Annotated in this window: 11 protein-coding genes and 3 pseudogenes; 10 read left to right on the plus strand and 4 right to left on the minus strand. The window is 55.8% G+C overall.

Features of this window, described 5'->3' with window-relative positions; all coding sequences use genetic code 11:
* Positions 1-273 precede the first annotated feature (273 nt).
* The 5 genes and pseudogenes from F8N85_RS22715 to F8N85_RS22735 all read left to right on the plus strand — a co-directional run bounded on the left by F8N85_RS22715 (position 274) and on the right by F8N85_RS22735 (position 6080).
* On the plus strand, positions 274-1890 hold the full coding sequence (locus tag F8N85_RS22715; protein ID WP_150805760.1) for an arylsulfatase: 1617 nt from the start codon (positions 274-276) through the stop codon (positions 1888-1890).
* 169 nt (positions 1891-2059) lie between these two features.
* Positions 2060-2296: pseudogene (locus tag F8N85_RS22720) on the plus strand (SOS response-associated peptidase family protein); the annotation flags it as partial.
* A gap of 206 nt (positions 2297-2502) precedes the next feature.
* Positions 2503-2952, plus strand: a complete 450-nt coding sequence (locus F8N85_RS22725; RefSeq protein WP_150805761.1) for a hypothetical protein — start codon at positions 2503-2505, stop codon at positions 2950-2952.
* Between the two features lie 323 nt (positions 2953-3275).
* Positions 3276-4934: an arylsulfatase gene (locus F8N85_RS22730; protein ID WP_150805762.1), complete on the plus strand. Its 1659-nt coding sequence runs from the start codon at positions 3276-3278 to the stop codon at positions 4932-4934.
* A 138-nt stretch (positions 4935-5072) separates the two neighbouring features.
* Positions 5073-6080 (plus strand): HAD family hydrolase, encoded by a 1008-nt coding sequence (locus F8N85_RS22735; protein WP_150805763.1) that lies wholly within the window; start codon positions 5073-5075, stop codon positions 6078-6080.
* Positions 6081-6198: 118 nt separating this feature from the next.
* Here the strand turns inward: F8N85_RS22735 and F8N85_RS35855 are convergent.
* A pseudogene (locus F8N85_RS35855) lies at positions 6199-6312 on the minus strand (transporter); the annotation flags it as partial.
* A gap of 40 nt (positions 6313-6352) precedes the next feature.
* Here F8N85_RS35855 and F8N85_RS22740 point away from each other — a divergent pair.
* The 5 genes and pseudogenes from F8N85_RS22740 to F8N85_RS22760 all read left to right on the plus strand — a co-directional run bounded on the left by F8N85_RS22740 (position 6353) and on the right by F8N85_RS22760 (position 10147).
* Positions 6353-7621, plus strand: coding sequence for an OmpP1/FadL family transporter (locus F8N85_RS22740; protein WP_150805764.1), 1269 nt, complete (start codon positions 6353-6355; stop codon positions 7619-7621).
* 47 nt (positions 7622-7668) lie between these two features.
* Positions 7669-8346: pseudogene (locus F8N85_RS22745) on the plus strand (DUF3313 domain-containing protein).
* A gap of 62 nt (positions 8347-8408) precedes the next feature.
* A complete protein-coding gene (locus tag F8N85_RS22750; protein ID WP_150805765.1) occupies positions 8409-8834 on the plus strand; it encodes a hypothetical protein in 426 nt (141 codons plus the stop codon).
* 27 nt (positions 8835-8861) lie between these two features.
* Positions 8862-9320 (plus strand): glycine zipper 2TM domain-containing protein, encoded by a 459-nt coding sequence (locus F8N85_RS22755; protein ID WP_150805766.1) that lies wholly within the window; start codon positions 8862-8864, stop codon positions 9318-9320.
* A gap of 206 nt (positions 9321-9526) precedes the next feature.
* The gene (locus tag F8N85_RS22760) at positions 9527-10147 is read left to right on the plus strand and encodes a tyrosine-type recombinase/integrase (RefSeq protein WP_150805767.1); all 621 of its coding nucleotides are present in this window, start codon (positions 9527-9529) and stop codon (positions 10145-10147) included.
* Between the two features lie 247 nt (positions 10148-10394).
* On the opposite strand, the gene F8N85_RS22765 is transcribed toward F8N85_RS22760, so the two are convergent.
* The 3 genes from F8N85_RS22765 to F8N85_RS22775 form a co-directional block, all read right to left on the minus strand.
* Positions 10395-10622: a hypothetical protein gene (locus F8N85_RS22765; protein WP_150805768.1), complete on the minus strand. Its 228-nt coding sequence runs from the start codon at positions 10620-10622 to the stop codon at positions 10395-10397.
* 68 nt (positions 10623-10690) lie between these two features.
* Positions 10691-10894, minus strand: coding sequence for a hypothetical protein (locus F8N85_RS22770; RefSeq protein ID WP_150805769.1), 204 nt, complete (start codon positions 10892-10894; stop codon positions 10691-10693).
* Between the two features lie 206 nt (positions 10895-11100).
* A complete protein-coding gene (locus tag F8N85_RS22775; RefSeq protein ID WP_150805770.1) occupies positions 11101-12675 on the minus strand; it encodes a methyl-accepting chemotaxis protein in 1575 nt (524 codons plus the stop codon).
* Between the last annotated feature and the right edge of the window lie 378 nt (positions 12676-13053).

Consider the following 13053-nt stretch of genomic DNA (forward strand, 5'->3'; position numbering starts at 1 on the left):
CAGTTAGAGACGGCCATCGCCACAGCTCTTCAAATGCAATGCCACTCTAGGAATTTCAAAATCTAGACACGCGCGGACCTTATCTGGATGAGATGTTACTCACCATCTGAAAAGCCGAGCAGGCTGTAAACCCCATGAAACAACGGCTTACATAAGAACATCAATTACTGGATATTTTACAGTTTGTACCTACGCTCTTCGCGGGGGATCCAATTTTTAAGGACGGTCGGGGGCTCGTCTCAGGGTACTCACGCAAGTGCGCAGGAGCTCGACATGAACCGGACAAAGTTATCAACGGCGTTCGTTGTATCAGTACTGTTGTCTGCAATGGTTTTCCCCGGCCTCTCTCAAGCAGCCGACAAAACAGTCCCCAACATTGTGGTCATCATGGGTGACGATATTGGCTGGTCCAACATCGGTGTCTACAACCAGGGCATGATGGCCGGTCGAACCCCCAACCTCGACCAGCTCGCGGCTGAAGGCATGCGTTTCACCGACTACTACGCCGAGGCCAGTTGCACCGCAGGGCGGGCCAACTTCATTACCGGCGAACTGCCGATCCGTACCGGGATGACCACTGTCGGGCAGGCCGGCTCTCCCATTGGTATTCCCGCCGAAGCGGTCACCATCGCCACCACACTCAAGTCCATGGGTTACGCCACCGGTCAGTTCGGCAAGAACCACTTGGGCGACTTGAACGAATTCCTGCCGACCGTGCATGGTTTCGACGAGTTCTTCGGTTATCTCTATCACCTCGACGCCATGGAAGATCCGGCGCACCCCAATTATCCGCAAGATCTTCTACCCACCGTCGGCCCGCGGAATATGGTTCACAGCTGGGCCACGACGACTGACGATACGACCGTGATGCCCCGCTGGGGCAAGGTCGGCAAACAGAAAATCGAAGACGCCGGAACGCTCTATCCGGAGCGGATGAAAACCGTCGACGACGAGATTCGCGACAAAGCTTTCACCTTCATCGACAAGGCCAAGCAGGACAACAAACCGTTCTTCCTGTGGCTCAATCCGACCCGCATGCACATCGTCACGCACCTGTCCGACAAGTACGAAGCCATGCGCAACGCGCAAAATGGCTGGTCGGAGCAGGAAGCCGGCATGGCGCAGCTCGACGACATCGTCGGCGACGTGATGGCCAAGCTGAAAAAAGACGGCATGGATGACAACACCATTGTGTTGTTCACCACTGACAATGGCGCGGAAAACTTCACCTGGCCGGATGGCGGCACCACGCCGTTTGCCATGGGTAAAGGAACGGTAATGGAAGGTGGTTTCCGGGTGCCGGCGATCGTTCGTTGGCCGGGCAAAGTACCGGCAAACACGGTGGCCAATGGCATCATGTCCGGAATGGACTGGTTCCCGACCTTCGTCGCGGCGGCCGGCAACCCGAACATCAGCGCCGAACTGCTCAAGGGTAAACAACTGGGCGATACCACTTACAAAGTGCACCTGGACGGCTATGACCAAACACCAATGATCACTGGCAAAGGTCCGTCGAACCGCCATGAGATCTTCTACTTCGGCGAAAGCACGCTGGGCGCAATCCGTATCGATGACTTCAAGTACCGCTTCATTGACCAGCCTGGTGGCTGGCTAGGGGCAAAAACCACGCTGGACATGCCGATCCTGACCAACCTGCGTCTCGACCCGTTCGAACGCGCCGGATGGCCGGAAAACATGGCGGCCAATGGCTCGTTGGAGTATTTCGAGTGGTTCAAATTCCAGTTCTGGCGATTTGTGTTTGTGCAGCAGCAGGTGGTCAAACTGGCTGAAACCGCGGTTGAGTTCCCGCCCATGCAAAAAGGCGCGAGCTTCAACCTCGAAGCAGTCAAAGCCAAGATCGAAGCGGCCCGGGCGGCCATGGGCAAGTAAGCAGTTGAATTCGCGGGTGGCCAGCGCTCGCCACCCGCGTTCATGACGGACATTTGCTGAGGTGACCCCATGCAGATAAAAACATCCGCCCTGCCCGCCATTACCCTGTGTGCCCTGTGCAGTCAGCAAGCAGCCTCGCATGCCAGGCCAGCTAATCGGGATCGAGTCATACAGCGTCGGCGGCATGGTCGACATCCACGACCGTCGTCCAGTGGCGTTGTCACCGGAACTGGCCCGGGAATGGCTGGCCCCCGCTACACCGAAGGAGCGCGCTGAACAAATGGTACTTCTCTAGGGCGAGTCGGCCGAGGCTTTCGAGTGGTTTAAGGTTGATCGGGCGGTGGGTAATGTGCGAAATCTTGGGTCGGAGCTGATTGAGCCAATCAGTGAGTCGATGTTCTGGTGATACTGGGCAGAACTCATACTGAACTGGACTCGCTCATTGTCCACCAAGCAGTGATACAAGTCAGTGCCACCATTTCATCGAAAGGAAATCGATGCCTTAGCGACCAAGAAGGGTTACAGCGTCATCATTAAGGATGCGCAACGCCGTGTTAATAAGCTATACCCAATAGTCCCCCACCGCACTTCTTCCATTATTGGAGGTTGGCAATGAAACCCTGTATCCCCATGGCAACGCTATTGATCACCGCGAGTCTCTTTGGCTGCACCAACTCATCAAACCAATCAATGAACTTTCCTTTGGCAGCGACCCACAAAAATCCGGGTCGAATTGCCAATACCACGTTGACCGGCGCGGGCAATCAGACCAACTTTGACTTCTACATTAGCGGGGTTCCAACCGGGACTATCTTACCCCCGCGTTTATTCACGTTCATCAATAAAGGCAGCTGCCAGCAACCCGGACCAGACGCCTACGCAATGAACGACAAGGTCAACACTGAACCCAATGCGGGTACCGGTGGCTGGACCTTTTACAGAAGCGCGCCGATGCCCATGTCAGACCTGCTCTCCGGCAAGTACTCCGTTGTCGTGCGTACCTCACCCGAGGATGGCAACGTCGATATTTTCTGCGGCGATATCGCGCAAGCGACTCGATGAATGGCCCTGATTATATGTGAATCGAGAAGCACCATATCTGGCGATTGCCTTGCTGTTTATCGTATTGATGATGGGTGCACATACAGTTTGTAATCCTGGCGTTACATACACCAGCGAAAACATTACAATCGCCACGCTCACTTGACAAAACCGCACTAGACTCTTTCCTGCGCCTTAACCCGTGCATGGTCATGCAGTAAGGGGAAGTGATTCTGTACGCAGTACCTTAGGCTAATGACTCGGTGGTCAATGCACCAAGGGACAATGTTGATGTGCACTCATCACCTGGTTGCTAACACCATGAAACAACGAGGATTCCTGGTATGGAACAGCTATCGGATCGTTTCAGGCTATCTATAGTGTTTGCTGCACTTTTGTCATTGAACGGACTTGCCCACGCGGCTCAAACGGAAAAGACCAATATTCTGTTTATCGTCTCCGACGATACTGGCTATGGCGACCTCGGCCCCTATGGAGGTGGGATCGGTCGAGGCATGCCCACGCCCAGCATCGATGAGCTGGCGGCAGAAGGGGTCACTTTTTACTCTTTTTATGCCCAGCCAAGCTGCACGCCTGGTCGGGCGGCCATGCAAACCGGTCGGATCCCCAATCGTAGCGGCATGACCACCGTGGCATTCCAGGGCCAGGGCGGTGGCTTGCCGGCAGCTGAGTGGACGCTGGCATCGATGTTGAAAACCGGTGGGTACGATACCTACTTCACTGGCAAATGGCATTTGGGCGAAGCTGATTATGCGCTTCCCAATGCGCAAGGTTATGACGTGATGAAATACGTCGGTCTTTACCACCTCAATGCCTACACCTATGCGGACCCAGAGTGGTTCCCGGACATGGACCCGGAGACCCGCGCGATGTTTCAAAGCGTGACCAAGGGCGCTTTGTCCGGCAAGGCGGGCGAAAAACCGGTCGAAGAATTCAAGGTCAATGGCCAGTACGTGGACACGCCTGTCGTAAATGGCAAACCCGGCGTGGTCGGCATTCCATTCTTTGACAACTATGTCGAGAAAGCCGCACTGGAGTTTCTCGACACAGCGGCCAAATCGGACAAGCCATTTTTCATCAACGTCAATTTCATGAAAGTCCACCAGCCGAACATGCCGGCACCGGAGTTCATTCATAAGTCCATGTCCAAGTCCAAGTACGCCGACTCGGTGGTCGAACTCGACACCCACATCGGTCGCATCATGGACAAACTCAAGGCACTCGGCCTGGATAAGAACACCCTGGTGGTTTACACCACTGACAACGGGGCTTGGCAGGATGTTTATCCGGATGCGGGCTATACGCCGTTCCGCGGGACCAAGGGCACCGTCCGTGAAGGCGGTAACCGGGTACCGGCAATTGCCGTCTGGCCAGACAAGATCAAGGCGGACACGAAAAATCACGAGATTCTCGGTGGCCTGGATTTGATGGCGACGTTCGCCTCTGTTGCTGGCGTGAAGCTGCCCGAGAAAGATCGCGAGGGTCAGCCGATCATCTTCGACAGTTACGACATGACGCCCGTGCTCACCGGCAGTGGCCCTTCTCCGCGCAAAGAGTGGTTCTACTTTACCGAAAACGAATTGTCCCCGGGTGCGGCCCGTGTTGGAAACTATAAGGCCGTGTTCAACCTGCGGGGCGATGATGGCGCGCAAACCGGTGGTCTGGCCGTGGACACCAACCTGGGATGGAAAGGCGCAGAAAAATACGTGGCCACCGTGCCGCAAGTCTTTGACTTGTGGCAAGACCCGCAAGAGCGCTATGACCTCTTCATGAACAACTTTACCGAGCGTACCTGGACAATGGTGCCGATCACGGGCGCGATCATGAAGCTGATGAAAACCTACGTCGATTACCCACCGCGCAAATTGCAAAGCATGGGTTATGACGGGCCGATCGAGCTGTCGCAGTACCAGAAATTCCAATACGTGCGTGATGTCCTGAAAAAAGAAGGCATTAACCTGCCGATGCCAGCCGGCAACTGATCAGCCGAAAAAAGGCGGTCTCATCAGAGGTCGCCACTTCGCAATTTGAGGTGGGCGGGTATCCACCACTCGTGACCAGCAAGGCCGTGAATATTTAATGGTCCAACTTCTCGCCCGATTTTTAAGGGGAGTAAATCTATGAACGACATCTCGTTGGTTCGTCCGTCAATGCGTTGGCTTTGGCTTATCCTGTTGTGGCCGCTGCTGCTGCAAGCAGCCGAACCCTTACCCTCCTGGCAAGAGGGCACTTCCAGACACGCCATTGTAGAATTCGTCCAGGCAGTGACGACTGAGAGTTCCAAAGACTTTGTGCCGCCGGCAGAACGCATTGCAGTGTTCGATAACGACGGAACGTTGTGGAGCGAACAGCCCCTGTATTTTCAAATGATGTTCGCCCTTGAGGAGGTCAAGCGCCTGGCGCCACAGCATCCAGAATGGCAACAGCAGCAGCCATTCAAGGCAGTGCTGGACAACGACCACAAAACCTTGGCAAGCAGCGGTATGGAGGGGCTGATGAAGATCATCGATGCCACCCATACCGAGATCAGTACTCAAGCCTTTTTGGCCAATGTCCGGGCATGGTTGGCCAAGGCCGTTCATCCCAAAACCCATAAGCCGTACACCGAGATGATTTATCAGCCGATGCTCGAACTGCTCGCCTATTTGCGCGCCAATGGATTCAAAACCTACATCGTGTCTGGAGGCGAAGTGGAGTTCATGCGCGCCTGGACGGAGGAAGTGTATGGCGTTCCACCGGAGCAGGTAATCGGCACCACGTTCACCGGTGAGTATCAATATAACGCGGGCAAGCCGGTGATCATGCGCCTGCCCAAGCTCGCCCATTACGACGATGGCCCAGGCAAACCCGTCAGTATTGAAGGCGTGATAGGCCGTCGACCGATCCTCGCTTTTGGTAACTCCGATGGCGATCAGCAAATGTTGCAGTGGACCGCTTCGGGCGACGGCAAGCGCTTCATGGGCCTCGTGCATCATACCGATGCACAGCGTGAATGGGCCTATGACCGGGAGTCGAAGATCGGCAAGCTGGACAAAGCCCTGGATGAAGCCCGGGCGCAGAACTGGACGGTGGTGGATATGGCCAAGGAGTGGCGCAAAATCTACCCTTTTGATAGTGCGGCACCTTGAAACCAGCGCCTCTATATCGCCACTGAGGCATGGGCTTTGGCGGTTCTTTACACAATTTCACGAGTCACGATCGTGGCGAAGTAATGGACTGTGTGGAGATGGAGAAGCGGGGTTGGAATCACTTGGGAAACAACAGCGTAAATGCTACCCGAAATCCCCAGCCCTCCGCGCCATCTTTCGGGCTATCAACCCAGTAGCGCGGGCCTGCTTGCAGGCTCATGGGTTGATGACCCGCTACGCTAATTCGAAAATGGATAGTACCGAGGTTAACCATGCCAACCAGAACCACTGCCCTGCCCGCCTTTACACTCCTCGCGCTGTGCTGCCAGCAAGCCTGGGCCGGCGGTATCATGCTCTACGAAATCGGCACCGATAACGCCGGCCTAGCCAATGCCGGTGCAGCCGCCCGCGCCCAGGGCCCATCGACCATCGCCAGTAATCCGGCGGGCATGAGCTATCTGCCGGGCACGCAAATCACCGGTGGTTTACAGGTGCTTTATGGCGACCTGACCTTCGACCGCGATTCCGATACCAACGGCACGGGCAGCGGTAGTGGCAATGCGCTGGACCCGATTCCCGGCGGCAGCTTCTTCATCAGCCATGAACTGGATGACCACTGGAGTGTCGGCTTCGGCCAGTACGGCGACTTCGGGCTGGCGGTCAATTACGACAACGACTGGTCCGGGCGCTACTTCGCGCAGAACGCCAGCCTCCTCGGTGTGTCCCTGGTACCCAGCGTGGCTTACCGCTTCAATGAGCAATGGTCGGTCGGCCTGGGCGTGAGAGCCATGTACGGCATGCTGGAAGCGCAGACTGCCATCGACCGCTCGCCTTTCGGCTTCACTGACCGCAGCGACGGCCAGTTCAAGTACAAAGACCAGGATTGGGGTTTTGGCGCGAACGTCGGGGTGATTTACGTCCCGCAAACCGGAACTCGCATTGGCCTGACCTACACCAGCAAGGTCGACCTGGAATTCGAAGACGGGCTGGACGTCAAGGGCGATGGCCGGTTGCTGGAGCGAGTCAACGGCACCAACACCCAGCTCGATATAACGGTGCCGCAAACCGTGACCCTGAGTCTGTTCCAGCAACTCGACCGGCAATGGGCGTTACTGGCGTCGGTCAACTGGCAGGACTGGTCGGAGTTCGGTGACATCGCCGTAGAGGTCGATACCACGGCGTTCGGATCGCAATCGAGAACAGTCGACGCTGGCTTCAAAGACACCTGGCATCTCTCCCTTGGCGCGCAATACCAGGCCACCGAACAACTGCTGTGGAATGTCGGCGTGGCTTACGACAGCAGCGCCGTTTCGGACAGCAATCGCACCTTCACCGTGCCGATGGGCGAATCCTGGCGCATTGCGACGGGAGCCACCTACGCTGTGAACAAGGATACTGATGTCAACGTCAGCTGGGCCATGATTTGGCTCGGCGAAATGCCAGTGGACCAGACCAAGTCCCTGTCGGGAAATCGAACTTCCGGCCAGTTCGACAACGCCTGGATTCAAGCCTTGACCGGAAACATGACATGGCGATTCTGATGTCCAGCCTACGAAATAGAAACTTCAACCAAGGAGCACCAACCACTATGAACTTGCCCCGAAAATTGCTCGTCGGCGCCACACTGGCCGGTCTGTTGCTTGGCGGTTGTACCTCGAAAATCACTGAACAGGACCAATATTCAGGCTTCCTGCCCAACTACAAGAACCTGGAAGAAGTAACGACCACCAGTGGCGAGAAGGCCATGCGCTGGGTGAGTCCGTCGTGGAACGCAAATGCCTATGACACGGTGGTGTTCAACAAGCTGGAACTCTATCCGGCGCCCAAACCCAACGAACGGGTCAACCAGCAGACGCTGAATGAGTTGCAGAACTACATGACCAGCAAAGCCAAAGGCGTGCTGGGTCAGAAATATCGGGTAGTGTCCAATACGACCGCCGTACCAGCCGGGTCAAAACCCCTGATCCTTCGCGCAGCGATCACCGGGGTGAGTGCTTCCAACGAAGGCATGAAGTGGTAGGAAGTAGTGCCGATCGCGGCCGTGGTCGGGGCGACGCAAGCCGCGACCGGTCACCGTGATCAGGACACTAATCTGTTCATCGAAGCCGAGTTCATCGACGCGAAGACCAATCAGACCGTGGCCAAAGTGGTACGCAAGGTGTTTGGCACCCAACTGTCGAACGAGAGCCAGACAATCACCACGCAGGACTTCAAAGCCGCAATCGATAAATTGAATGCTGATCTCTGGGCGTTCATCCGCAGTTGAGCTCCGTCTCAACCGCCAACCCAGGTTGTCGGTTGAATAAACCTCAAAAGAGGACCGCTGCTATGTGGGCTTGTTCGTTTCTATTTTCAAGATTGCTGAGGCCGTTACTCACCGCCGCGCTCATCGCCAGTGTGCTAGCGCTAGGTGCCTGCGCGACGGTCGATGCCCAGACGACCGCTTACGTCGGGGTCGAGCATCCTGCGCCGACGCTGCCCAGCGAAGTCCAGGTGTTACGCACAGAGCCGACGCGCGCCCATGTGCGGTTGGGTGAAATCCTGATCGATGCCAGTGTCGACCCGGCGCCCCCCATCACCCAGGTCGAACAGAAACTGCGTGAAGAAGGCGCCAAGCTTGGCGCAGACGCAGTCGTCGTGGTTTACGACCATATCCAGCCCGTAGCGGCCTACGTGTCCGGCCCACGATGGAGCCGTGACATAGAAACAATCCAGGGGCGCAAGCTCAAAGGCATTGCCATCAAGTACCAGTAATCAACTACCAATAAAGAGGTACACAGCATGAAAGCTATTCTGTCCTGGATGACCCTCACGTTGGCGACTGTGTTGATCAGTGCCTGCTCCGCTGTGGGATCGACCGATGGCGGTGCTGGTGAAACCGAGATTCGCTCCGGGAAGATCGAGCAGATATCGCTGACGCAGATGCAGACTAATCACGACAGTGGCGTCGGTGCCGTACTCGGAGGCCTTGGCGGTCTCGGTATCGGCAGCCTGATCGGCAAGGGCACGGGACGCGATGTCGCCATGGTTGCCGGTGCGCTCGCCGGTGCGGTAGGTGGTAATTACGTAGAAAAGAAAAAGTACGACCAACCGGTAGAAGCGCAACAGATCATCGTGAGGGTCAAAAGTGGCGTGCTGGTATCGGTTACCCAGCCGATCAATCCCTCCTTGGGTAAAGGCATGAACGTATATATCCAAGGCTCAGGTAATGATGCCCGAGTGGTACCGCAAGGCGGTTAAGCTTCATTCAGTCTTCGGCATCAACCTAGCCGGTAGGCTTTCAACATTAATCCTCGGAAGCCGCTGTATGAGCTGCCACAGCAAGCAGCCTCCGAAGACTCTCGACACCGCCTGATGGACAGCTCTGTCCGCTTTGGGTCGGGATCGCGACCACCACGCACGGTGCCTGATCCACCCTTGTCCTCCCTCAACGTGGAGGACAAGCCATGAACACTACTGCTACATACAGCCATCAACCTTGGAACAAGGGAAAGCTTGTCGGGCAGAAAGCCCCGCTCCGAGTCAGAGATATCTGGGCCATCCGGGTCAGACTTCAACTCGCGGAGAAGACACGGGATCTGGCTCTCTTCAACTTGGTTATCGACAGTAAGCTGCGTGCCTGTGACTTAACCAAGCTGCGAGGACGAGATATAGCCCATGGAGAACTTATGTCGTCACGGGCCATCGTGATGCAGCAGAAAACTCAGCACCCAGTGCAATTTGAAATCACTGAGCAAACCCGAACGGTTCTGGAGGCTTGGATGCATCAGGCCCACCTCTATGGTGAGGACTTCTTGTTTCCGACCCGGTTGCATGGTTCAGATCATCTCTCCACCAGGCAATACGCTCGAATAGTCAAAGCGTGGGTGACAGCCATTGGCCTTGACCCAACCATGTACGGTACTCACACGCTACGGCGAACGAAGGCATCGTTGATCTATCGTAGGACGAAGAACCTGAGAGCTGTCCAACTCCTGCTTGGTCATACAAAACTTGAAAGCACCGTCAGATACCTGGGAATCGAGGTCGATGACGCCCTGGAAATAGCGGAACAGACGGAAGTCTGATCACCCTCTGCGACGGTCGATGCTAGACCGTCGCTGTCTGGCCAGAAGCCGTCATTCGATATGAGCAGCGCAACGACAATGCGTACCTCATGATGCCATCCTAATGGCACGCCGGGATTCAAGACGGGCGTGATTGGAAGGGTTAGCTGAAAACTTGAAAGGAAATGGTGGATTCGATGAGTAAGGATAGGGATAGGGGTAGGGATAGCGAGGAAGACCAGAGCTTGGGTGAAATGATTGCCGGCACTCAGGAAGCCAGAATCTTCAATCGTTCCTCAAGCGCCGACTCGAACACCACATAGAGGTTCTCGGCATCACCAGCCCTCAGCGCGCCAGCCGCCTCAAGCCCCAGCACAAAGCCCTCGGCTCGCACACCGGCCTTCACCGCGACAATCATGGAATCAGCCCACCCGATCTGCGCCAGCAACCGGTCAGCTTCCAGCTTCGTTTTTGGCCCCAACACTACGTCTTCCACACTACCATCCTGTCTATGAGCCCTCTCGAGGTTGACCAGCCAGGATGGGAGCAGTTCAAAAAAGCACCTCAATGAAGTATCCGATCCGGACCGACCAGCGACCGAGATACATACTCCGACATCGCCGTCATGAGTGCTTCCGCTTCGAGGCGCAGGCGTTCGATCTCCTCGGCCGGCTTAACGCCTCTTGCGTCGTTGTACCGGCGCAACGCCTGCAGGGCCTGCTGCATTAGCGGCTCCCCTGCAGCTATCTTCTCGTCAAGATCTCCCATGCCAGCCTCCGTTGCCGACTATTTAATCAGGGAGTACAGGCAGGGTCGCACGCCTTCCCTGGCGTCCTGCCGATCTTCAGCGTCAGTGCTTGCCCTGAAAGGACAGTAAACGACCCTTTGCAGGCACTCATAACGAATGACAGGCGCAGCCATAAGCCGGCGCCTGGAAGGAATGGTTAGGTTTCTGGCGCACGATCAGGGGCGCTTTACATTCGAAAGCGGCTGACCATGACTTGAAGCTCGTTGCCCAAGCGAGCCAGCTCTACGCTAGAGGCGGCCGTTTCATCACTGGCGCCGGCAGTTTGCTCAGAAATATCGCGTACGTTTAGCACGCTGCGATTGATTTCCTCAGCAACTGCGCTCTGCTGTTCGGCGGCGGTCGCAATCTGCTGGTTCATCAATTGGATGGTCGACACTGTGCGAGTAATACTTGTCAGTGATGCCCCGGCGCGACGTGTCAACTCAACGCTACTGTCCGTCAGGGTGCGGCTATTTTCCATCGCCTCGGACACTTGTTGAGTACCGTTTTGCAGGCCGACAATTAAGCCTTCGATTTCTTCAGTAGATTTCTGAGTACGCAGGGCCAAGTTGCGGACTTCATCGGCGACCACGGCGAAACCACGACCTGCCTCGCCGGCGCGAGCAGCTTCAATAGCCGCGTTGAGGGCCAATAGATTAGTTTGTTGCGCGACCGATTTGATCACATCGAGCACACCCCCGATTTTGTCACTTTCATCTTTCAGGTGGTTCATGGCTTCAGTGGAGTTGCCGATTTCGGCAGCCAAACGGTCGATCTGAGCAATCGCCTCACAGACCACCTGGTCTCCTTCGCGGGCTTGCTGATCCGCAGCAACAGCAGCTACTGAGGCTTCTTCGGCATTACGCGCGACCTCCTGCACGGTTGCGGCCATCTCATTCATAGCGGTAGCTACCTGATCGGTCTCGACCTTCTGACTGTGGACGCCGACGCTGGTTTGCTCGGTCACCGCCGACAATTCTTCAGCGGCGCTGGCTATCTGAGTGATACTAGCGCCAAGACCGCCAATCAGCTCACGCAAGCTAATGGTCATTTGCTGCATGCTCGCCTGCAGTTTACCCAGCTCATCGCTGCGCCCCACGTCAACATCCTGACTAAGGTCACCGGCGGCAATACGATCAACATCCTTAAGAGCCTGCTGCAACGGTATAACGATCTGCCGGGTGATGGACCAGGCAGCAATAGTGCCTAACAGCAGAGCCAGCGCCGTAACGATACCGAGCATGGATTTTGCTCGAGACGAGTCCGCATTGCGCTTGGCGATTTGCGAAGACATCAGCTGATCACCTGCCTCAAGCAGGACATCACCCTGTTTTTGCAAGCGCGCAAGTACCTGAGTCGAAATAGCTCCGTCCTTACTCATGCTCTTTTCACTAGCCATATCGCTAAAAGCATCGCGATAGTCGCGCGCGGCAGATCGCTGTTGTTCAACCAGCGCGATATCACCAAGCTCTACCAGCTGATTTCGAGCGATTTCCAAGACTTTATCGAGTTCGTTGAGAACAACGATTACCGATTTCCCAGCTGCGCCATCTGGGTGTAGCTCAATTGTCAGACGATTAATTCGTAGGTCTCTTGTCAGATCACCGACACTAGAAATACTCGCTAATTTATCGCTACGGTCGGTGAGAGCGTTGATCGCTATCCAGCCCGTGATAGCAATCAAAGACGTTAAGCCCAACACTAGGCCAAAGCCCAAGGCAAGTTTTGCGCTGACGCGAATGTTGCGAATCCAGTCAAACATAAACACTCCATGTTTTGAATTATGTCATCGAAGAGGTGCTCATCAGCTTGTTCGGCGGAAGTGGGCGAGAACCTTCACGGCTTTGCTTCCAGCACCTCGAGCCCCTATTGCTCCTAGCCGGCACTCGTTACCGAGAAAACGCTGGCACAGCCAGCGGCAAGCAGGACGGGAAAATCGCTAGAGCCTTATGCATGGGAGTCACCTCACTGTCTGTGGTTGTATCAGAGTAGATGCTGGCAAGGTGATATCAAGTTGCCATTACTCAAAATAGTGCGAGCCCTTTAAAGCGTTCTCCGGCGTTATGCACGGACTTCACTTGGTCCACATCCTCGTGGCTGTACCACCCTCCTCCGGCGTCCTGCCGACCGAACGCAATCC

Source organism: Pseudomonas fluorescens (assembly GCF_902497875.1).
Classification (GTDB): domain Bacteria; phylum Pseudomonadota; class Gammaproteobacteria; order Pseudomonadales; family Pseudomonadaceae; genus Aquipseudomonas; species Aquipseudomonas fluorescens_BR.